Here is a 24010-nt window from a genome sequence, read left to right on the forward strand (position 1 = left end):
TATATAAAAAACAATCCAGTTCAGTGAAGTATTATTTTTTTATTAAAACAGGATTATTATAATATGAACCTAAAAGATAAAATTGAAGATATTTTTCCCCTCACACCCTTACAAAAAGGATTATTATTTCATTCCCTATACGAACCAGAATCTGGCATTTACTTTGAGCAATTCCATTGCCGTTTAGAAGGAAATGTTTCTGTAGTTGCAGTCCGCCAAGCATGGCAAACTTTAGTTGACCGCCATCCAATTTTACGGACTGCGATTATCACCAAAGGGCAAACTGAACCCGTACAAGTTGTATTCCGCAATCTCGTATTTAAGATAGCAGAAGAAGATTGGCGTGGTTTAAGTAACTCCGCCCAAAAAACCCGCCTGAGAGAATTTCTCGAATCAGATAGACGACAGGGATTTATTCTTAATCGTCCGCCTTTGATGCGGGTAACCTTAATTCGTCTAGGCGAAGACTGCTGGGATTTAGTTTGGAGTCACCACCATCTAATTTTGGATGGTTGGTCTTGGCCGATACTACTACGTGAATTCTTGATGTTGCACAAAGCAGCTAAAGAAAATGTAGAAATTTCCCTGCCAAATGTGCGCCCTTACGGTGATTTTATTGCTTGGTTAAAACAGAAAAATCCCCAAGAAGGTGAATCCTTTTGGCGTGAATATATGAGTGGCTTTGAAAGTGCTACTCCCTTATTAATGTTGTCCAAAGCAAAGCTAAGTAGTGCTTTTGAAAGTGGAGAAATAAAACATCAATTATCGCCCGAAAATACTGATTTATTGCAGAAATTAGCCCGTAATTGTAGCGTCACTCTCAACACTGTGATTCAGGGGGCTTGGGCAATATTACTTAACCGTTATAGCCGCAATACAGACATAGTTTATGGAATTACAGTAGCGGGACGACCCCCAGAACTACCAGATGTAGAAGGGATGATTGGCCCTTTTATTAACACTTTGCCGTTTCGCGTCTTAATATCTGGCGAAAAAACCCTTGATTCTTGGTTGCAAAACCTGCAAGCACGCACAGCTTTAATGCGTCAGTTTGAACATTCCAGCCTATCAGATATTCAAGGATGGAGTGATGTTCCACGAGGACAACCACTGTTTGAAACTTTGCTGGCTTTTGAAAATTTTCCGGTTGATAAATCGTTAAAAACAGCAGATTTTGGGTTGAATGTTCCTGAGTCGTCTTTCTTTGAAACTACCCATTATCCCTTGACTTTAGTGGTTGTTCCGGGGGATGGACTCTCACTCAAATTGAGTTACAATGCGAGTCGCTTTGATGCGGTGGCTATGGAATTATTGCTAGAGCAATTCTGCCATCTACTGTTTAACATGGCAAATAATGCTCAAGCACCTTTGCAGTCTTTATCGTTAATTGGTCATAAGGAATCGGTAATTAATAACAGGCTAATTACCAATTACGAATCACCAATTACCATCAGGGAAATGTTTGCAGAAACTCTAAGCAAATATCCAGACCGCATTGCTTTGACATTTGAGAATGAAAGCTTTACCTATGAAGAACTAGACCGTCGTTCTCACCATCTTGCTCGGTATCTCCAAAAGCAAGGTATTGGTGCAGATAAACGCGTGGTGATTTGTCTGGAGCGCTCTCCAGAACTGATTATAGCTATGTTGAGTGTAGTTAAGACAGGGGGTGTTTATGTTCCTGTTGATCCAACTTATCCTCGCGATCGCATCGAGTTTACCATTTCTGACTGTGAAGCGGAATTAATTCTCACCACAACTACCATCAGTCCCCAACTTCCAGAATCCACACTCAAAATTTGTCTGGATGGGGAAGATGCGCCCTATTTAACTGAAAGCAATGAACCTTTGATAGAAGATACTCTTGACCCTGACTCAGGAGCTTATATTATCTACACATCTGGTTCGACAGGGAAACCCAAAGGCGTGTTAGTCACCCAGCACAACGTTACCCGACTATTCCGCAGCACCCAGCAATGGTTTGAATTCAACGAGCAGGATGTTTGGACATTCTTCCATTCCTTCGCCTTCGATTTTTCCGTTTGGGAGATTTGGGGAGCTTTGCTTTATGGCGGGCGACTGGTAATCGTTCCTTATTGTGTCAGCCGTAACCCCCAAAGCTTCCTTCAGCTGCTTCACAATGAGCAAGTTACTGTCTTGAATCAAACTCCCTCTGCTTTTGTTCAATTACTAGCAGCAGAATCGAGTGTGAGAGAGATTGTCTCGCCCCTACGGTACATCATTTTTGGCGGCGAAGCCCTGAATTTACCAAGTTTGCGTCCCTGGTTTGAACGTCATGGAGAAAATCAGACGCGCTTGGTGAATATGTACGGAATTACAGAGACAACAGTCCACGTCACCTATAGAGTTATTAGCAAAAAAGATATAGATGACTCATCTGGTAGCTTAATTGGTCAACCAATCCCCGATTTACGTCTCTATATCCTGGATTCTGATGGTAATCCCCTACCAACTGGAGTAATTGGTGAAATTTATGTTGGGGGGGCTGGAGTGGCGCGTGGTTATCTTAATCGACCAGAATTAACCGCAGAACGCTTTGTGGAAGATGCTTTTTCAGTAGATTCACCATCTCGTTTGTATCGTACTGGTGATTTAGGGCGTTTTCTCCCTAACGGCGATTTGGAATATCTAGGACGCATAGATTATCAAGTGAAAATTCGCGGTTTCCGCATTGAAATTGGCGAAATAGAAGCCGTTATTTCCCAGTTCCCTGACGTGCAGGAAACTATTGTTTTAGTTCATTCTGAAGCCCAAAGCAATCTTGACAATTCAGGTCATGTGGAAAAGCTAACGCGAAACCTAACCCCCCACCTACAAGGGAAGGGGGAGAATTCAAAGCCTCTCTCCTTGCAGGAGAAAGGTTTGGAGAGAAGTTTTCCAGAATCCGTGAAAAGTCTGGAAAGCAATCAACAACGCTTAATTGCTTATGTAGTTTGTACTCCTGGAAAGCAACCAACCATCGAAACACTGCGAAATTATTTGCAGCAGCATTTGCCAGATTATATGATACCGTCGCAGATTGTTTATTTGGAACAATTACCACTGACAGTCAACGGTAAAATTGATCGCAAGGCGCTACCCGCACCAGAAATTAAACGGGAAAATCTTGAAGTTGCCTTTGTTCCTCCCGCTACACCCATCGAGGAAATTTTAGCTGACATTTGGCAACAAGTTTTAGGTATAAATCGCATCGGACGATTTGATAATTATTTTGTTTTGGGTGGCGATTCTATCCGCAGTATTCGCGTTGTTTCGCTCGCACAAACTCAAGGATTGAACTTAAAGTTAGAGCAAATTTTTGCCCATCCTGTGCTGTTGGATTTAGCCACATTGTTGGCAGAATCAGAAGTAGTAGACAGCGATAAGATTGATGAAGAACCCTTCGCTTTAATTTCACTTGCAGATAAAGAAAAGCTCCAAAATTGGGCTGAAGATGCCTATCCTTTGGCACAACTGCAAGCAGGAATGCTCTTTCATGGTGAATATTCACAAAGTTCTACAACTTACCATGATGTTTTCAGCTTCCGAATTCGTATACCTTTTGATCTCAAAGTTTGGGAAACAGCTTATACCCAAATGTTTGCCAGACATCAAATATTACGGACGGCATTTTATTTAGCTGAATTTAGTCAACCGATTCAAGCAGTTGTTAAAGAAGTAACTCCTAAAGTTGTTTTTGAGGATTTAACTAATTTATCGCCCTCTGCACAAGATGATTATGTAAAAACATTTATTGCCAACGAACGGGAAAATCGCTTCGATTACAAGAGTGCGCCATTAATGCGTTTTCATATTCATCTACTCGATGAAAATGTGATGCAAGCATCTTTTACTTTGCATCATGCCATCATGGATGGATGGAGTTTAGCTAACTTTTTATCAGAATTAACAGGCTTATACCTATATCTACTTGATCGGGGTGTACCTGCGCCACCAACTCCACCAGCTTTGAAATACTCTAGGTTTATTACCTTAGAAAAACAAGCTTTGGTTGATAGTAATCAGCGAGAGTTTTGGCAAAATAAACTGGCGGAAATTCCCTTCACGAAAGTACCAAGGTGGCCGGGTGTCGTTCCCCTAGAAACAAAAATGGGGAAATTTGATCTCACTTTATCAGAAACAATTTCCCACAACTTAAAAGCTTTATCTAAACAATTGGGTGTTCCTCTAAAAACGTTATTACTAGCAGTTCATCTCCAAGTTATTGGTTTTTGCTCTGGCGACACAGAAGTGGTTACTGGATTGGTGAGCAGTGGTAGACCGACAGAAACTGATAGCGATCGCGTTTTAGGACTATTCTTAAATACATTGCCATTACGCTTGTCTTTACCAAGAGGTTCTTGGGTTGATTTAATTGTAGAAACTTGGCGGGCTGAACAAGAGTTAATGCCAAATCGTCGGTTTCCTTTGGCAGAATTGCAAAGGTTAAATGGGAATCAACCTTTATATGAAAGTTCCTTCAATTTTGTTCATTTTCACGTTTATCAAGGACTGCTCAATTGGCGGGAAGTAGAATTAATCCAGGCGGAGTCTTTGGATGAAACAAATATTCCTTTTGCTGTCAGTTGGAGTGAGGAAGTAGGAGCGGGACTTCTTTCGTTTAATATCACCTATGATCGTCAACAATTTGATGATGAGCAAATCAATAATGTTGCTAAATATTGCCAAAAAAGTTTAGAGTTGCTAATTGCAAATCCACAGGCTCATCGTGAATTAAGTATAGATAGCTCAATTGAAAATTCGCAATTCCTAATTACTAATTCCCAATACCAAATACATGAAATTTTCGCCCAACAAGCAGCAGAAAATCCTGATTTTATCGCTGTTATTTGTGAGGGAGAAAGTTGGAGTTATGCCCAATTGAATCAAAAAGCTAATCAGTTGGCGCGATTTTTGGGTGAGTTTGGTATTAGTGTAGAACAGCCTGTGGGTATTTGTTTGGAACGTTCTTTAGACATGGTTTGCGCTATGTTGGCGGTTCTGAAGGCAGGTGGTTGCTATGTGCCAATTGACCCTGATTATCCGGCTGTGCGTATTCAGTCGATGTTGGAGGATGCTAATGTTAGTTTGCTGCTGTCTCGTTCTGATTTAGAAATTTGGAATGGGAAAAACGAACCGCAGAGGACGCAGAGGGCGCAGAGGAATAAGAGTACAGCAAAGTTTTTGGATGATTTTTGTCAAGTTATCTGTGTTGATATTTATAGGGAAGAAATTGCAGTTCAATCTGTTGAAGATTTACAAATTCAGGTTTTGGCTGACAATATCGCCTATATCATATTTACATCTGGTTCTACTGGACGACCGAAAGGTATTGCGATTTCCCATCGGGCTTTGGCCCAGCATCAAGCTTGGTTTTTAGAGACTTTTGGGGTGAATTGTGAGGATGTAGTCTTGCAAAAGACACCATTTAGCTTTGATGCTTCGGTGTGGGAATTCTGGACACCTTTGATGGTGGGGGCTAAACTCGTGATGGCGAAGCCGGGAGGTCATAAAGATCCGGCGTATCTAGTCAAAACTATTCAGCAAGAAAATGTGACTTTGCTGCAATTAGTACCGAGTCTTTTAGAAATGCTCCTTGGTGAACCGGGATTTTCTGAATGTTCATGTCTGCGTTTAGTTTTTAGCGGTGGTGAAGCGCTGAAAAGACGGGTGTGGGATGAGTTTAGAGATGTTGCATCTAAATTGGTGAATCTTTATGGCCCGGCGGAAACAACTATTGATGTTGCTTTTCATTGTTGTGGAGAAAAGGAAATTACTGAGGTTATTCCTATTGGCAAACCAGTCAGCAACACTCGTTTATATATCCTAAATTCTCATCTGCAACCTGTGCCTATTGGTACACCGGGTGAATTATTTGTGGCTGGCTCCCAATTAGCTCGTGGTTACTGGAATGCCCCAAGCATGACCGCTGCAAGCTTTTTACCCGATCCTTTTGTTGAAAATGCAGGCAGTCGGATGTACCGCACAGGCGATCGCGCCCGGTATTTACCTGATGGTAGGATTGAGTTTCTAGGACGTGCAGATCAACAAGTCAAAATTCGAGGTTTCCGCATCGAAACTGGCGAGATTGTGGCAGCTTTAGAAAAACAAGCTTGGGTAGTTCGGGCTGTCACCAAAGCTATTGCTACTCCTGGTAAACCCAATCGACTAGTTGCTTATCTGGAACTGAAAACACCACCGACATCCTGGCAAACAGTTTTGCGATCGCAATTATCTGCCCTTCTCCCTGATTATATGATTCCTTCGGTGTTTGTCAGTCTCGATGCTTGGCCGTTACTGCCTAATGGGAAAATTAACCTTAACGCTTTACCCGCTCCTGATGAAGAGAATATCATAGCCCGTGAGGAATATATCGCCCCACAAACCAAAACTGAAGAGATTTTAACTAAACTTTGGCAGCAAGTACTACAAGTATCCCGTGTGGGAATTAAAGATGACTTCTTTGAACTGGGAGGAGATTCGATTCTTGCCCTGCAAATTATTGCTAAAGCACGGGATGCTGGACTTTATTTCACGCCACAAGATTTGTTTAACAATCCCCAAGTTGCAGCACTTGTACCTCATATTAAAACAACAGCAAAATTACCCAATGCTTTATCAATTTCTGTAGGTAGTGAAGTAGCGCTAACTCCTATTCAGCAATGGTTTTTCCAGCAATCCTTAGAACATCCTGAATACTGGAATCAGACGGTTTTATTGGATGTCAAACCGGGATTTAATGCGTCACATTTTCAAACTGCATTAAGTTATATTGCCGCAAGTCACCCAGCTTTTCGCCTGCGATTCCGCCAAACCGAAACTGGGTGGATACAATGGTTAGATGATGATGGTCATGTTTTAAATTTTGATATTGTTAACCTGACTGCTATTTCTCAAACAGAATTACAAAAAATTGCCAGTCAATTTCAAGCACAACTTAATTTAGCCACTGGGCCTCTCTTTCGCGCCGTCTACTTCCATACTGATGAGAATAAATCCGATAAGTTACTGCTAATTATTCATCACCTCATCGTTGATGGTATTTCGTGGCGCGTCATTTTGCAGGATTTAGCGATCGCTTGTAATGCTTTACAAAAGGAACAGGAAATTTCCTTATCTGCTCATAGTGTCGGTTTTCCACAGTGGACTCAACATTTACACACCCTAACTGAAAATTCTGATTGGCAAGAAGAAGTAGCTTTCTGGAAAACCCAACAAGTAGCTAATTCAGAATTACCCCTTGATTTTCCTGATGGCATAGCAGAGAACACAGAAATTTCTGCTACTCAAATAGAATGCAATTTTAGCGAAGATGAAACTGATAGTCTCCTTTATGAACTACCACGCACTCACAAAGTTAGGATTCAGGAAGTTTTACTGGCAGTTCTTTTAGAAGTGGTGACAGAATGGACAGGTGAATCAAAAATATTAATTGCCCTAGAAAGTCACGGACGAGAAAGCGATTTTACTGCCATTGATGTCTCTGATGCTGTGGGATGGTTTACATCTCTTTTCCCCTACAAATTAGAGAAATCTCAAAAGAGTAAATTCAGCAATTTAGAAAGCGTCAAAGAACAGTTGCGGAACTTGCCAAATAATGGCTTTGCTTACGGTATCCTCTCTCAAAAATCAGAATTCGCATCTATCTTACCGCCAATTCCCCAAGGCATCCTGTTTAACTATTTGGGGCAATTTGATGAAAACCTTTCCCAAGCAGCATCCTTTACTCCAGCTAACGAAGATGTCGGGCTATCTCGACACCCACAAAATAGGCGGGCTTTTCAACTAGAAATTACTAGTTTAATTGCTAATGGCAAACTCCAAATGCGGTTTGGTTTTAGCAAAGCTTTACATAGAGAAGAAACAATTCGCCGTTTAGCAGATAGTTTTTCTAAACATTTACAGACTTTGTTAGCAACTAGCCGCCATCAAGAATACAGTTTAACATCTGCTGATTTTCCCCTCGCTAACCTTAATTCAGAACAACTGGTTATTGCTTTGGCGCGAACTACCGATGTGGAAGATATTTATCCTCTATCCCCTGTTCAGGAAGGAATACTTTTTCATGCAAATTATGAATCAGAAAAAGATATTTATCTGCAACAGGTGAGTGGTGAAATTGAGGGTTTTCTAGACGTAGAAACTTTTAAAAAGGCTTGGGAATCTTGTATTAACCGCCATCCTAGTTTACGCGCTTCCTTTGTCTGGCGCGATTTACCCCGACCGTTGCAACGCATTCACCGCCGGGTCAATTTGCCCTTTGTCTACGAAGACTGGCGCGGATGCGATATTAATGAAGTAGCAATGAAATGGTCAATTCTGTTAACAACAGACCGCCACCAAAGCTTTTCAACAGAAAGGGCCCCACTGATGCGGATGACGTTAGTGAGAACCCAAGAACAGAAATGGCAATTTCTCTGGACTCACCATCATCTCCTTTTGGATGGTTGGTCATTACCGCTAGTTTTCCGGGATGCGATCGCATTTTACCAAGCTAAAACAGAACGCCCAAATTTACCACAACCACCCATCTACCGAGATTTTATTGCTTGGTTACACAAACAAGAATCTGGTTTGGCAGAATCTTTCTGGCGCAAAGAATTAAGCGGTTTCCGGGAAGCAACTACTTTTGGTATTAAAAAACACTCCTCTGATGATTACCAAACCTTACAAACTACTATCCCCAAGGAAATTTACACCCAACTCAAAACCTTTGCTCAAAAGAATCAAGTAACGTTAAATACTTTAGTGCAAGCGGCTTGGGGAATTCTTTTGAGCCGATATAGTGGTTCTGAAGATGTGGTTTTTGGTGTCACCGTGTCGGGACGTACTACCGAATTATCGGGTTTTGCAGAGATGGTGGGTTTATTTATTAACACCTTACCCTTGCGTCTAAAATTAGATGCAGCCACACCCTTAAAACCGTGGTTAATAGAATTGCGCGATCGCATCTCGGCAATTAATCAATATTCCTTCACTCGTTTAGTAGATATTCAAGGATGGAGTGACATTAAGAGAGGAGAACCGTTGTTTGAATCCATTGTGGTTTACGAAAATTACCCAGTGGAAGAAAGCCTGCGTCAAAATCCCGGAGAACTGGCGATCCATTCTGTTGAATCTTTGGAGAAAAACCATTACCCCATCAGTCTATATGCCTTACCAGGAGATGATTTAACGCTGAAAATCGCTTTTGGGCAGCAGATTGGGAGTGCAAAAACACGAGGAGATATATTACATCATCTAACCCAGATATTGACCAGTTTTGTTACCGAAAAACCGCAATTCATCGGTGAAATTTGTTTGTTATCGAAAGCGGAATTAGGTAAGGTAAATTACCCATTACCCATTACCCATTACTCCAATACTCCAATACATAAATTATTCAGTCAGCAAGCCGCTCAAACTCCCGATGCGATCGCTATTTTCCCCTCCCTAACCTATGCAGCTTTAGAACGCAAATCTAACCAAGTTGCTCACGCACTACTGCAACTTTGTGTGACGCGAGAAACCTTAGTGGCGGTTTGTTTAGAGCGTCATGCAGGTTTGCTAATAGCATTGTTAGGAATTATGAAAGCAGGCGCGGCCTATGTACCACTAGATCCTACCTTCCCGCGCGATCGCCTGGAGTGGATGCTTGCAGATAGCGCGGCGGCTGTAATCATCACCGAAGATCAACTTGTGTCAGCGCTTCCAGCATCATCAGCAAAAGTTCTGTTACTAGATTCGGTTTCGATCCAACCAAATACCGCACCACCTGCGGTTGCTGGTAACAACCACTTAGCTTACGTTATCTATACATCCGGTTCCACTGGACGACCCAAGGGAGTACAAATTCAGCATGAATCTTTGGTGAATTTCCTCCTCAGTTTCCAAGAAAAACTGCGACTGACTGCTGCTGATACCCTGGTTGCAGTAACTACAATTTCTTTTGATATTGCTGGACTAGAACTTTTCTTACCATTAATTAGCGGTGCAAAATTAGTCCTAGCTGACAAGGAAACTACCAGAGATGGATTTAAGTTAGCTCAACTAATGCAAACATCCCAAGCCACGGTGATGCAAGCCACTCCAACTACCTGGAGATTACTCTTGGCTGCTGGTTGGCAACCAAATGATAGTTTTCGCATCCTCTGCGGTGGAGAAGCTTTGCCAGTTGATTTAGCCGCCTCTCTTCTCAACTCTCAGGTGAATCTGTGGAATGTTTACGGCCCAACGGAAACCACAATTTGGTCTACTGTCAAAGAAATTAAGCTGCAACAGGATGCACATTCCATAGGTAGGGGAATTGCCAACACATCAATTTATATTTGGGATAATGCTGGTAATCCTGTTCCAGAAGGGGTTGTAGGTGAGTTGTTGATTGGGGGAGCAGGATTAGCACGAGGTTATCGCCAAAGACCAGATTTGACGGCGGAAAGATTTGTTCCCAATCCCTTAGCCACAAATCCCGGTGAGCGATTATATCGGACTGGTGATTTAGCGCGTTGGCTACCCAATGGTGAAATTGAATTTTTGGGACGCATCGATTACCAAGTTAAAATCCGTGGTTTCCGTATCGAACTAGGGGAAATTGAAACCATTTTAGAAACTCATCCTGCGATCGCACAAGCTATTGTCCAAGCTATTGACGATACTGTAGCAGGTAAAAAGCTTGTTGCATATCTAGTTGTCAAATCTGAAGCTGAAAAACCCCCTCTCGAAACTTTGCAATCATATATGTTGGCAAAACTACCCGATTATATGCTGCCTGACTCTTGGGTGTTTCTAGATGCGATGCCTCTAACACCTAATAATAAAGTTGATCGCCTTGCTCTACCCTTACCAAATCAGTTTGATCATCAAGTTGATTATACAGCGCCGACAAATGCGATCGAAGAAGCATTAACCTATATTTGGCAAGAAATTCTGCAAGTCGATAGGGTGGGAATTATGGATGACTTTTTCCGACTGGGCGGACATTCTTTATTGGCCGCCCAAGTTCATGCTCGCATTAGAAAAGTATTTTTGATTGATTTAGAATTACGAGAACTTTTTGATACGCGAAGAATTGAAAAAATGGCACAACTTTTATTGGCGCGAGAACCTCAAGTGGGACGCACTGAAAAAATAGCGAAAGCGTTTTTACGCCTCAAACAAATGACACCAGAAGAAAAGGCTAAACTTCTGCAAGAAAAACGTAAAAAGGATTGAGAAAAGGCTGAATTGTCATGTTTTTAAATCAAGGACAACAGTAAATTTCATGTTATTCACCAAGGCGGCGGGAAGCCCACTTGCTTTTTGGGGTGTCCGGGATAGCCGCCCCGCCGCCCTTAACTGTCGACTGATGACTGTTAACCGTCAACCGTCTTTCGTGTTATCCCATCCCCTTTTAGGTGTGGGATGATCTGAAAAAATCTACAAATAGGAATTTTTTAATGAGTAAACATGATTTAACCACAGTGAGGTACATTGAACGGGTTGAACAACCGACAAGAGAGGAATTCCAAAGGAATTTTCTCTCTCCTAGAAGACCCGTCATCATCACTGGTGCTATTAATGATTGGAATGCTCTCTCTTTATGGACTGCGAATTATCTAACTAGCTTATTCAGTGATAAAGAGGTTGAGATAAGTGTTTCTCAAAATAGTATTTTTACAGGTAATCTGGAAAATGGATTTGCTAATTTGAGACAGAGAATGCAATTTAGTGACTTTATCAACATCCTGAGTTCAAAAACTAAATTTGATAAATTCTACTATCTCCAACAACAGTCAATTCCTACAGAATTTCCCGAACTCTTAAAAGATATTAAGTTTCCAGAATATTTTGATAAAAAGTTATTTGTCGATCCAACTATTTGGATTGGTTCTGGCGGTAACACATCTCCATTGCATTATGACGCAATGGATAACTTATTTATTCAAGTTAGCGATCGCAAGCGTTTTCTGTTGTTTGACCCGCAACAAACATCTTCATTATATCCTTTTCCGGCTGGTTCAAAAATCCCCCACATGAGCCAAATAAATATTGAGAAGCCAGATTTGGATAAATTTCCCAATTTCCAAAAAGCCAAATATTTGGAGTGTATTGTTGAACTCGGTGAAATTTTATTTATTCCTGCTTTTTGGTGGCATCAAGTATACTCACTAGAAAATTCAAATCACCAGCTAAATATCTCTGTAAATTTCTGGTCTAAGCCACCTATTAGTCAATTTTTAACTCCTCCTGGGCGGAGATTGGCAGCACAAATACCCACTATTTTAAAGAGAGCTTTTAGTCGATGATTCTATATTAGAATGGTATAATAAGCAATTTTTTCAACCTCAGAACATTTGTTAATTTACCTCCTGAAACCTTACAAGCCAAAAAATATACATCTAATTTATAAAATATGTATGTAACTAAACTAATTGAACTAATTCGGGAACTGCGTAATTTTACCCTCTTTTGGCTGGGGCAGTCTCTGTCTGAAATTGGAAATCGCCTAACAGGATTTGGTTTAGGTATCTGGGTTTATCAGAATACTCATGCTGTTACACAACTTAGCCTCGTTATATTTTTTACAACATTGCCCGGTGTATTAATCACTCCCTTTGTCGGTGCATTAATAGATAGATGGAATCGAAAATGGACAATTATTTTTAGTGAAATAGCTGCGGCTTTAATCACACTCACACTTGCTGTACTGTTACTGACTGGCAATCTACAACTTTGGCATACTTATGTTTCTGCGTTTTTTACCTCAGTCTGCGGCTCTTTTCAAATGACTGCCAAAGGTGCTGCTTTACCTTTGATGGTTCCTAGCAATCAGATGGGGAGAGCTAATGGCTTGATTCAGTTCAGCACAGCATTAGGACAACTGGTTGCACCAATCTTGGCAGGTCTACTAATTGCTAATGTACAACTTCAGGGCTTGCTGCTGATTGATTTGTCTACCTATTTAATTGCATTGTTAACCCTAATATTTATTCATATTCCTCAGCCGGAATCTAGTATTCTGTCAACAATGGGAATATCTACCATCCTCAATGATATTGTTTATGGCTGGGAAAATATTTCTTCTCGCTTTTTCTTGCTGATTCTACTGTCATTCATGACAATTTATTTTTTTGTGAACGGCATGACTTCTGTCTTGATTAATCCCTTAATATTATCTTTCTCTTCAGCTACAACATTTGGGAGTGTAATGTCAATTGCCGGCTGTGGGATGGTTGCTGGCAGCATCCTTATGAGTATCTGGGGAGGAGGTAAAAAATCTATCTCTGCTCTATTTATATTTTCGGCATTAAATGGGATAGGTCTACTAATCACTGGCATTAAACCCTTTATTCCTACCATCGCCTTGGGCATTTTTATTTCATTTTTTACCTTGCCCATTATTCTAAGTACTAATAGTACAATTTTGCAAACTAGCATACCCCAAAATGTTCAGGGACGTGTTCTTTCATTGTTCTACACTTTGGCAGGCTTGGGTGGGGCTTTTGGTAATCTTAGTGCCAGTCCCCTAACCGATGGACTTCTGGAACCTATGCTATCTAATGATGGGCTACTTGCTAGTACTGTAGGGCGGGTAATTGAAACTGGTTCAGGGCGTGGAATTGGTTTTTTGATGGTTCTTGAAGGGCTACTTGTTTTAATCATCTCAATCAGCTTATACAATTATTTTGTATTGAAAGAAATGAATGAAGAATTATTAATTAGTGATGGAGAAATAGTAAACAATAAGATGATAATAAATACGTTTGATCAAGAACATTAAGAAAATATCTAAGGGAGGTGGATAAACATAGGTTTATTGCTTTTATTTACATCTAATTTAAATTAGTTTATAGACTTTTTTGTATTAAGCAAAACAGGTAATAACTTATTAACTAATTATAGATATTTAAGTATACAAAAAGATAATTAAAGCCAGCTATCCGTTATTTTAAAGTTTTTATAACCGCAACATCTGTCTCTTAACATCTGTTGCTAGTACATGATAACCAAATTCTGCTTTAGCATCATTGAGGTATCTTTAATGGAAAAAATCACTGCTACTACCTACGATACAGTTGACCCATACCAATGGGTTACAGATGTGGCTCATGAAGCTTGGAAAGCTAGAGATAAAGAAGTTTGGACTAATAACATTCAGGATTTGATCACGCCTGATGCAGTCATTCTTGATGCTGGATGTGGATTAGGAAGATTACTTCCTCGCCTATGGACAGCTAAAAAGATTGTTATGGTCGAACCAGACCTCAGGAGATTCTTACACGCTTCACTAGTAGCCAAATGTTTAATTAACCAAGACAATGAACTATTAAAAAAATTACATAATGATGACTTTGTACAAACCAATGAATATGAACGATTGCTAAAAGAAATCTATTCATCACCACTAAAAAGTGAGAAAGTCCATCTCCTGAATGATGTGATGCAAAGTAAAGCAATATCACAATATGGTAATTTCGATTTGATCGTTTGCTCCCACATTTTTGAACATATTTCTTTAGATGTTATTCAAGAAAGTATTGCTGCTTTTTATAAATTTCTTAAGCCGAACGGTTCTTTAGCGATCTTTGCTTGCAAGTCTCCCATTCTGTATCACTTTCGTGACAATAAAGAGTTTAATCATCAACATATTTTAATTACACGAGAAGAATTTTTTGATATTTGTAAAAATGGACATTCCGCAGGGTTAGGGATTCGATACATGCCTTTTGACCTTTTCCAAACCCTCCTTACCAACCCTTTTAATCCCACATTGCAAGAAACATTTGGGGATGAGTTCAAATCTGAATCAGAATTTTATCAACTTCCTGCTACACCGCTATTTACCATCAAGCAATGGGAAGCTTACCATTCTGAGTTGTATACTCATAAAACTATGCAGGTGGGCACATATATTGAATACCCGCAAATTCAAGCCCGCCTCTATCGACCAATCAAACCGATAGAAAGTGTTGCAGAAATATTAGACCTTGAATACCAAGTTAATCAAAATGAAACTTTAAAAAAAATGCATTTGATTGATATGGTCGTGGTTGCTAAGAAAATGGATGATGATTATAGCAATCCTATTTGAGTCTGAGGATTTCGTAAGGTGCTGTTAGCGCAAAGAGTACGACTCCAAACCATAAATGATACCTTACAGTCTATTAAAAGACCCTCCAATCGGTGCTAATAACAACAACTTTCTCGCAATAAATGGACAATTTACAAATACTAGCAAAAGTAAATCCCCCAAATTGGTTAAAAATCTTAGTAATAATCCTCATCGGGTTAGGTATTTTCTTTCGCTTTGCCCATCTAGGACACAAAATATACTGCTGTGATGAATCTTGGACATCTGTAGCAATTTCTGGTCACACGGTAGCCGAGCTAAAACAGGAAGTTTCCAATTATCAAGGCGCAATTCCTATTACCATCTTCGACAAATACCAGCATATTAATCCAGATCATGGTGTGGCTGATACAGTGAATTACTTAATCACCTCAGACCCACAGCATCCCCCCTTATATTACGTAATGGTGAGATTGTGGGCACAAGTATTTGGAGATTCACCTACTGGGATGAGGAGTTTATCAGCACTCATCAGTATGTTGATATTTCCCAGCGTGTATTGGCTGTGTTTAGAGTTGTTTGAGTCGACCGTTGTGGGATGGGTGGCGATGGCATTGGTTGCCGTTTCTCCTTTGCAGTTATTTTTTGCTCAAGAAGCCCGTCAATACAGTTTGTGGATCGTAGAAATTTTACTATCTAGTGCTGCATTATTGCGAACTATTAGACAAGAAAATAAAGTAAATTGGGTTGTGTATACCCTCACCTTAGCTTTGGGATTATATACCCATTTATTCACAGTTTTGGTAATGATCAGTCATGGTATTTATGTAGTTATTCAACAACATTTTCGCTTCACGAAAACCTTACTCAATTATCTGCTTGTTAGTATTGCTGCCTTCTTAATATTTTTGCCTTGGTTGATTGCGATCATCCCCCACACTAGGACAGCACTAGAGCTTACTTCAGGGTCGGCAGTAAAATGGATAAATAATCCCTTTGAGCTAATCGCTATTTTTCTGATTCGAGTTACCCGAATATTTTTCGATCTTAATTTAACTTCAGATATTTTTGCGTTTAATAGTTTTACTCTTGAAGGTTCTCTGTTTTATAGTATTACTGCATTAATATTCAGCTTAAGTTTGATTGGTTATTTGATTTTTTTCATCATAAAAACACTCAAGTATAAAACCAGCCTATTAATTTTTTTAATGGGAGGATTTACCAGCCTATTGTTAGTAATATATGATCTAATCTCTGGTGGAATTCGCTCCATCCAAGTTCGCTACCAATTGCCTTTATATCTCAGCCTAGAAATTATTGTAGCCTATGTTTTAGCTTTTCATATTTTCCAAGAAAAGATGTGGCAGAAAAACATCTCTCAATCCCTACTAGTCGGATTGCTGATAGCTGGGTTGATTTCTGATGTCAGATTTTTTCAAGCTGGAAATTGGTGGACGCAATCGGATGGACAATTTATCAGAGAAACAGGTCAATTTCTTAAGGAATCAGAGAGACCTTTACTGGTAATTAATGATTCTCCTATTAATTTGGGAGGAATCCTAACCTTAAGCCGTTATTCACCAAAAGTTAGCCTACTTCCAGTAGCAGATGATAGTCTGTTACTGATTCCTCCGAAATATAGTCACATTTTATTTATGCAAAATAATAGTAGTTTATTTCATCAACTGGAGCAAGATAAAACCTATTCTTTGAAAGTTATTAAAGTGCTTAATCTACCACCTGGAGGTTTATGGCAATTCGAGAAAATTGAGCAATCGTAAACAGTAGAATTTGAGACTGTATTAAGTGGTAAAAACTAAAACCCTATAAGCCGAATGAACCAATGTCTTGAGATTAATATTCTAATAAATCGACTGTGTTTAAGGCTTTCTTGGCTGGTTGTGAATAGGCTAATTCGTTTCGCCATAGTGGGTTTAAGTGATGTATTTGTAGACTTCGGAGGATTCTATATTTTACATACTCTATTGGGTTGGATGTTAACTCCAAGTGCAATACTTTCAACAGAGATAGCAATCATTAATAATTTTATCTGGAATGATCTATGGACTTTTGGTGATGTATCTATTCAGAAACAATTAGACAAGCGGTTGCGACGTTTTTTCCAGTTCAACCTAATTTGTTTTTTTGGACTGATTTTTAATAGTTTAATTGTAAATTGGCTCTTTTATAAATTCGAGATGAATGAATACATTGCAAAATTAGTAGCAATTGTTGGTGTAACTTTTTGGAATTTTTCGCTCAACTGGAAGGTGAATTGGCAAATAAGCGAGACAGAAGTAGATGTTTTGAGAGATAAGTCCATCACCTGAGCTAACTTGTTTGCTAACTCACCATTTTTAATTCGTAGGAATGCTCTATGCGTTATTTTGACGAATACTGTGAAGTACATTTAGACCCTAGCACAGCACCATATACTTGGGTGTTTAGGAGTGATGAAAAAATCTCCATCAGATTTGGTGTTCACTTATTTAAAAATCCAGATTATGGTCAGATAGTTTATGAATTGAATGATGGACAAGGTTATTCCGATTCAGATCGAATTACGGCACAAGCTGAAAGCGTTATAGAAAATGGCTTCCAAATGTTCTCAGCCATCCTACCGCCTATGGATAGCGGGGGAGGATATCGTTACAGTTTAGGTTATGTCGATACATTTGGTAATGAACATACAAGCACGCGATCGCATTTTTTGTTAGTCTGTGATGAAGCACCCCGCTCAATGGCTGAAATCCCATCTGTATTTCTGGGCTATGTAGATAATCAGCCTTTATATGGACTAAAACCAAAGGTTGCAATGACATCTAGTCCCGATGATTGGGAAGCACGTCTATTTTACTCAATCATGATTGATCGATTTGCTCGCAGTGCAGACAGCAACTACACTGGTCTGAGTGCAGTCAAATATGATCCGACTTCACCCTATACAAGTCATGGTGGGACGATTCGGGGCGTAATTGAGCAGATAACATACTTGAAGTCATTAGGAATTCGAGCCATTATCCTCAGCCCTGTCTATGTCAATGCTGCTGATGGCTATCATGGCTATCATCCCATCCACCTATTGATGGTTGATCCACGTTTGGGTACACTTATGTGTCTGCGTGAACTGGTGAAAACTGCTCATGAAGCTAATATTGCTGTCATTTTAGACGTTGTTAACAACCATATTGCAGATAGTATTAACTGGGAAGAGTATGGGGGGCCACCAGGCGGAGAGTTCAAGTATGTGCAAGGTGATGGCTCCGCGGTTATGCCTTTTCCTATAGAAGCCCGTAACACATTACTCTTCCACGGGCCTGAATACACTGATATGGTAAATCAAAGGCTCTTTGGCTTCTTAGAAGATTGGCGAACAGAGACAAGCTACGTCCGAGAATTACTGATTCAACACCTAAAATACTGGATTGCAGAAACAGACATTGATGGCTTCCGATACGATTCAGCACGTCACGTTGGTCTTGACTTCTGGGAGCCTTGTGTTGAAGAGATATCAAGGTATGCTGCCTATCTTGGAAAAAAGCAGTTTCTGCAAATAGCCGAACACGCTGGCAGTACTCACGAAGAAGTAATTGCCTACAATGGAGCGAAATTTTCAAATCTGATCGACTACCCAACTTATTATGCTGTCAAGCGTTCTTTGGCTGATGGTAATTGGCTAGGGGGTTTGGCAGATTATTTTTGCGGTTTTCTAGAGCCATCGCACCCATATTATGCTGGTTGGCGGCATAATATTATGTTTCTCGATAACCAAGACACAAGTAGAATTTTCCATCACTTCTTAAGTTGTCTAGGAAATCAGGATGAAGCGCGAGTCCGGTTATATTTTGCACTTGCTTGCTTAATTTTAGGGCCACAAATACCTTCTATCTATCAAGGAACAGAGCAAGAATTTTCTGGCGCTTTAGGGATACATCAACACCAGGATACAGGTGAGTGCATTGGTCATGATTGCTATGTGCGGGAAGATATGTTTGATAACCCTGCTTGTGTGTGGGAATTTGGGCCGATTAACCGCAAAATTTTTGAACCATATAATAAAAACCACCCAAGTTTTTTACTAATTCGACAGCTTGCCGAAATTAGGTTTCAAAATAGACTAATTCATAGTGGAAACCGCACTCTCTTATGCTCTAGGAATAATGGTCTCTGGTGTGTACTCATTCATGGTGCAGAGGATGAACAGCCGCTTTTTGTGGCGATGAACCTGGGGTCTACACCAGTAGTTGAAGAGGCTTTAAAGATTCCTAATTGGTACGGCAAGTTCTGCGGAGTCGATATGTTAATTGCTACATCGGGGGGAGTATTCCATCTTGTGGAAGGTGGTATGCGAATTAAACTTCCACCATTCACATTTGTCTTAGGACGACTATTACAGGTGACAAGTAAAGCTCAAGAATAGAAGCAAGTTTTATTGTCTCTTTAATCCCTACATGGGGGTAACATTGCCTGCTGAAGATTCAAAATCAGGTACATTAACTTCCAAGTCTCGGATGGCAGGGTATTGGGAGCCAATAAATGCTGTTATTAATATAAAACACCCGATAATTACAAACAATAGTCCAATCCCACGACCAGGCCCAGAACCAATTATTTGGCCAACTAGTACTTGAGACCAAACTCCATCAAAAGCCATCAGTGGCTCGAAAACATAGTCAGCTAGGGGGCCTGCAACGATCGCAGCGAGCGGTATAGCCGCCCCCCACATTGCTCCGGTTAATGCAAATACTCTTCCCTGTACCGACTCGGCAACTTTTGTCTGCAAAATAACTTGCACTGAGCCATTGATGAAAGGCGCAGTCAGGAAGAAAAGTAAAGTAGCGATCGCAATTTGGATAATAGAAGGGCGTAAACCCGCAAGGGCAATGCATACCCCACTTACCGACATAGTGATTAGAACAGGGCTGATTAAGTTCTGCCAACTATTCTTCCATGTGCTCATCACTATAGCCCCCACGAACATACCAAGACCGCTAAGAAATGCAATCTGTCCTAAGCTAGTTGGCGTAGTTAATGAAAGAATTAGGGGAAAGCTTAGTACACTCACGAAGCCGACCAAGAATTGATAAATGGTGAACAGAAGCACAAAGCTGAGTAGTCCCGGACGCTCTGTTAAATAAGTCCAGCCGTAGAGTGTTTCTCGCAAAAATGAGGTAGGCGGAGTGGACTCATTCGCTTCAGTAACCGGGCTGATCTCAGGGAATCGCACCAACAGAAGGGGAACAAGGGCAACCAGTAAGGTTGCGAAGTCGATAATCAGAATGCCTTTTTGCTTAACAATAGCCAGTAAAATACCTGCTAGTAAAGGCGAAATGATTTGCTGAATGCCCATGCCCAATTGAATCATACCGCTCACCCGTGCTAAATCCTCTTGAGGCACCAAAGAGGTAATGGAAGCTTTATAAGCAGGCGTATGGAAAGCACCGATGATGGAAGTAATGATATTTCTAAGATAGATGTGCCAAATCTCTAATTGACCAATACTGATTAGTAGTATCAGAATTAGGGTACATAGTCCTTTACAGGCATGACTAATAATCATGATCCAGCGACGATCCCAACGATCAACTAATGTGCCTGCTATTGGCGAAATAACGATGAGCGGTATCGTACAAGTCAGGGTAAGGAAAGCAAATTGGGTGGCAGAGCCAGTTTGCTGAAATACCGAGATATCCAGAGCAAACCCGGTCATAGACACGCCAATCAGAGAAATTAGTTGTCCTAACCAAATAAATGTGAAAATACGCATTTTTATGTATAAAATTATGATTTAGTTGTCGTTCTGTATTATATGTATACTTGGTCGAGTTGAAATGAAAGTACTACTTATTTTAACTAAGACGAAGTGCGTAAACTCTAGATCACGGAGTAGATATACATAGATAAAGTTAGCGATCGCTAGTAGGGGGTAAATTTTCTTTTGAACCTGTCCCTGATTAATCCCTACCGCAATGAATAGAGGGCGTAGTTATGAAAATCCTCAAAACTAGAAAAATTTATATAGTCTACAAATGAATCGATTCAGCTTGAAAGCGGTTAAACGGTTTTGGGCGATCGCTCAACTCTATTGGTTAGGCGATGAAAAACGAGGTGCTATAGGTTTACTTGTGCTTCTCGGAGTTTTATTATTAGCTACCACTCAAGTCAAGGTTTTCTTAAATACTATACAGGGAGATTTAATTTCTGCCCTTTCCGCCCGTAATAGTACTAAATTCTGGCAAGTTATACTAGTTGCCTTCGGGGGAATAATCGTCTTTGGTTTCCTAAATTCTGGCTATGGTTTTCTGCGAGAGACAATCGGCATTTATTGGCGACGATGGTTGACTCATCATTTACTCAATCAATATTTCCAAAATCGCGCTTTTTATGATCTGAGTAACTCTCATAAAGAGATTGATAACCCAGACCAACGTATTTCTGAAGATGTTGCCAATTTCTGCCAGCAATCTATTCAGTTGCTGGTAAATTGTCTGGAATCTGTTTTTGTAGTAATTGCTTTTAGTGTCATTCTCTGGTCTATTTCCAAAAATCTAGTTATTGCTTTGGTAGTTTATTCTATTTTAGCCTACGCCATAACTATTGGGTTCTATGGCAGAAAATTAACGCAACTGAATTTTGAACAACTAAAAAAAGAAGCTGATTTTCGCTTTGGTTTAGTCCGCATCAGAGAGAATGCTGAGTCTATTGCCTTCTATAACGGCATCCTTCAGGAAGCTAATAAAATTAAACTTATATTTAATGCAGTTTTTCATAACTTTAAGCGATTGATATTATGGTCAGAGGTGTATTTAAACATATTTAAATATCAGTTTGGTTATCTCCCCTGGATCATACCAGCATTGATTTTAGGAAACCAAATTTTGTCAGGTGAGACGGAGGTGGGAAAAGTCACAGAAGCTGGTGGTGCCTTTGGGCAGGTTGCTTTTTCTGTGAATCTGATTATGTATCAGTTTGAAAAATTTACTAAATTTGCTGCTTCAATTAATCGCCTATACGTATTTTATGAATATCTCAAACAGCCAAGCAAAGCAATAGCTAATTCTAGGACTATTGATATAGTTATAGGCAGCCGTTTAGCCTTGGAAAACCTGACTGTCGAAACACCCAATTATCAAAAAACTTTATTTAGCAACCTGTCTGTAGCACTGGAAACAGGACAGGGATTACTAATTATGGGAGATAGCGGTTGTGGTAAAAGTTCTTTGTTGCGTGCCTTGGCGGGTTTATGGAATTCGGGAACAGGTGTAATTGTTCGTCCGGAATTAGAAGAAATGCTATTTTTACCGCAGCGTCCTTACATGATTTTAGGGACTCTTCGGGAGCAGTTAATCTATCCTAACGCCAAGGTTAATCTGAGTGATGAAGAACTCCATCAAGTTCTCCACAGAGTCAATCTGTCAGACTTAGCAGAACGGTTTGGTGGTTTTGAGGTCGAGCAAGATTGGAGCGATGTTCTTTCTTTGGGAGAACAACAAAGATTAGCTTTTGCTCGGCTTTTAGTTACGAAACCAAAATATGCAATTTTAGATGAAGCGACTAGTGCTTTAGATATTAACAACGAAGAACATCTTTATAGTCTTTTAGTAGAAACAGAGACAACCTTTATTAGTGTTGGTCATCGCCCTACTCTCAAAAAATATCATCAGGTCATTGTTAATCTTTAAATTTGTCAAACTAGCAGGGTATTTTCTATGAGTCGTGTAATATTTATGAACGTTTCCGCTGCCGGGCACGTTATTCCAACCTTTGGATTAGTGACGGAGTTGATGAAGAGAGGTGAAGAGGTAATTTATTACGAGGTTCGCCATTTTCAACAAGAAATCGAGTCTTTTGGAGCTGCTTTTCGTTGCTATCCTCAACTCAATCCTGAGACAGCGCCACCATCTGAAAATGAAATGTCTCTAGTACCTTCTCTAACTTGGTGTACTCGTGAGATGCTACCAGCACTCTTAGAATCAGTGCGTGCAGAAAAGCCAGATTATATTATTCACGACTCTCTCTGTCTCTGGGGAAGACTAGTGGCACAGTTGCTCAATATTCCTGCCGTTAATTCCATTGCTACAGCCGCTTTTACTCCCGAAAGTTTCTATGAATGTCCTTGGCTGAGGAAGAAACTACCACGATTGTTAAAAGAGGCGGCTGTCGGGATGAAGCACTATCGTCAACATCAACGTGAGTTAAGAGCAACTTATGGTGTACCTCCAATTAAATTTGTTGACACTTTTACTAATATTGAACCTCTCAACATTTGTTATTTACCCCTAGAACTCCAACCTTATAGCGATAAATTTGATGAACGCTTTCATTTTGTTGGCCCTTGTAATCCCGTGCGGGCAGTAGAATATGATTTCCCAATGGAGAAATTGAATTCATCCAAGCTCATCCTGATTTCATTTGGGAATATTCACGACCCAGGTTTGGGATTTTACCATAAATGCATTGAGGCTTTTACTAACACAGATGCTCAGGTGGTAATGGTGTTGAGTCCAGCTTTAGATGTCACACTTCTAGGAGATATCCCAGAAAACTTTATCATTCGACCTACGGGTACTGTTCCCCAATTAGAAATATTAGAGCGTGCCAGTCTATTTATTATGCACGGTGCAGGTGGTGGAACACGGGAAGCTGTCTGGTATTCGGTGCCAATGATTGCAGTACCACAAACTTATGAGCAAGAAATCATTTCCCGCCGCATTCAGGAGCAGGGTGCAGGAATTATGATGATGTTAGAAGATATAACTTCAGAAGGCTTGCGGCAAACGGCGCAACGAATTTTTGATAATAGCTCTTTCCGAGTAAATAGTGGTAGTTTGGGTGACGCTTGTCGTGCGGCTGGCGGAGTAAAGCGAGCGGTAGATGAAATTCTGCGATATGTTTGTGAACAGAAAGATTCACAGACATTAGAATATATATCTTAAATTGTTTAATTGTATTTGCCTCTTTTTGAAGTGAGCTTATTTTATA

10 protein-coding genes are annotated in these 24010 nt (G+C 40.1%); 9 read left to right on the top strand and 1 reads right to left on the bottom strand.

Translation table 11 applies throughout. The annotated features are described in order from the left end of the window. Positions 1–63 precede the first annotated feature (63 nt). The 7 genes from ACEYW6_RS03805 to ACEYW6_RS03835 all read left to right on the top strand — a co-directional run bounded on the left by ACEYW6_RS03805 (position 64) and on the right by ACEYW6_RS03835 (position 19448). The gene (locus ACEYW6_RS03805; RefSeq protein WP_412978683.1) at positions 64–11190 is read left to right on the top strand and encodes an amino acid adenylation domain-containing protein; all 11127 of its coding nucleotides are present in this window, start codon (positions 64–66) and stop codon (positions 11188–11190) included. Between the two features lie 224 nt (positions 11191–11414). Further along, positions 11415–12263 carry a cupin-like domain-containing protein gene (locus tag ACEYW6_RS03810; RefSeq protein ID WP_412978684.1) on the top strand — a complete coding sequence of 283 codons (849 nt, stop codon included), beginning with the start codon at positions 11415–11417 and terminating at the stop codon, positions 12261–12263. Positions 12264–12370: 107 nt separating this feature from the next. After that, complete coding sequence (locus ACEYW6_RS03815; protein ID WP_412978685.1) at positions 12371–13738, top strand: MFS transporter; 1368 nt, start codon at positions 12371–12373, stop codon at positions 13736–13738. A gap of 261 nt (positions 13739–13999) precedes the next feature. Then, on the top strand, positions 14000–15049 hold the full coding sequence (locus ACEYW6_RS03820; RefSeq protein ID WP_412978686.1) for a class I SAM-dependent methyltransferase: 1050 nt from the start codon (positions 14000–14002) through the stop codon (positions 15047–15049). Positions 15050–15171: 122 nt separating this feature from the next. Continuing rightward, on the top strand, positions 15172–16809 hold the full coding sequence (locus ACEYW6_RS03825) for a glycosyltransferase family 39 protein (protein WP_412978687.1): 1638 nt from the start codon (positions 15172–15174) through the stop codon (positions 16807–16809). Between the two features lie 120 nt (positions 16810–16929). After that, positions 16930–17358, top strand: a complete 429-nt coding sequence (locus tag ACEYW6_RS03830) for a GtrA family protein (RefSeq protein ID WP_412978688.1) — start codon at positions 16930–16932, stop codon at positions 17356–17358. 47 nt (positions 17359–17405) lie between these two features. After that, positions 17406–19448: an alpha-amylase family glycosyl hydrolase gene (locus tag ACEYW6_RS03835; RefSeq protein WP_412978689.1), complete on the top strand. Its 2043-nt coding sequence runs from the start codon at positions 17406–17408 to the stop codon at positions 19446–19448. A 27-nt stretch (positions 19449–19475) separates the two neighbouring features. Here ACEYW6_RS03835 and ACEYW6_RS03840 read toward each other — a convergent pair whose 3' ends face one another. Next, positions 19476–20795 carry an MFS transporter gene (locus ACEYW6_RS03840; RefSeq protein WP_412978690.1) on the bottom strand — a complete coding sequence of 440 codons (1320 nt, stop codon included), beginning with the start codon at positions 20793–20795 and terminating at the stop codon, positions 19476–19478. A 262-nt stretch (positions 20796–21057) separates the two neighbouring features. Between ACEYW6_RS03840 and ACEYW6_RS03845 the strand changes: the two genes are divergently transcribed. Beyond that, positions 21058–22710, top strand: a complete 1653-nt coding sequence (locus ACEYW6_RS03845; protein ID WP_412978691.1) for an ABC transporter ATP-binding protein/permease — start codon at positions 21058–21060, stop codon at positions 22708–22710. A gap of 45 nt (positions 22711–22755) precedes the next feature. After that, on the top strand, positions 22756–23964 hold the full coding sequence (locus ACEYW6_RS03850) for a macrolide family glycosyltransferase (RefSeq protein ID WP_412978692.1): 1209 nt from the start codon (positions 22756–22758) through the stop codon (positions 23962–23964). The last annotated feature ends 46 nt before the right edge of the window (positions 23965–24010 follow it).

Source organism: Nostoc sp. UIC 10607 (assembly GCF_047228265.1).
In the GTDB taxonomy this organism is placed as follows: Bacteria; Cyanobacteriota; Cyanobacteriia; order Cyanobacteriales; family Nostocaceae; genus Nostoc; species Nostoc foliaceum_A.

Excerpts from the sequence above, each read along its gene's own strand:
- ACEYW6_RS03805 (WP_412978683.1), top strand. The coding sequence starts at position 64 with ATGAACCTAAAAGATAAAATTGAAGATATTTTTCCCCTCACACCCTTA.
- ACEYW6_RS03810 (WP_412978684.1), top strand. The coding sequence starts at position 11,415 with ATGAGTAAACATGATTTAACCACAGTGAGGTACATTGAACGGGTTGAA.
- ACEYW6_RS03815 (WP_412978685.1), top strand. The coding sequence starts at position 12,371 with ATGTATGTAACTAAACTAATTGAACTAATTCGGGAACTGCGTAATTTT.
- ACEYW6_RS03820 (WP_412978686.1), top strand. The coding sequence starts at position 14,000 with ATGGAAAAAATCACTGCTACTACCTACGATACAGTTGACCCATACCAA.
- ACEYW6_RS03825 (WP_412978687.1), top strand. The coding sequence starts at position 15,172 with ATGGACAATTTACAAATACTAGCAAAAGTAAATCCCCCAAATTGGTTA.
- ACEYW6_RS03835 (WP_412978689.1), top strand. The coding sequence starts at position 17,406 with ATGCGTTATTTTGACGAATACTGTGAAGTACATTTAGACCCTAGCACA.
- ACEYW6_RS03840 (WP_412978690.1), bottom strand. The coding sequence starts at position 20,795 with ATGCGTATTTTCACATTTATTTGGTTAGGACAACTAATTTCTCTGATT.
- ACEYW6_RS03845 (WP_412978691.1), top strand. The coding sequence starts at position 21,058 with ATGAATCGATTCAGCTTGAAAGCGGTTAAACGGTTTTGGGCGATCGCT.
- ACEYW6_RS03850 (WP_412978692.1), top strand. The coding sequence starts at position 22,756 with ATGAACGTTTCCGCTGCCGGGCACGTTATTCCAACCTTTGGATTAGTG.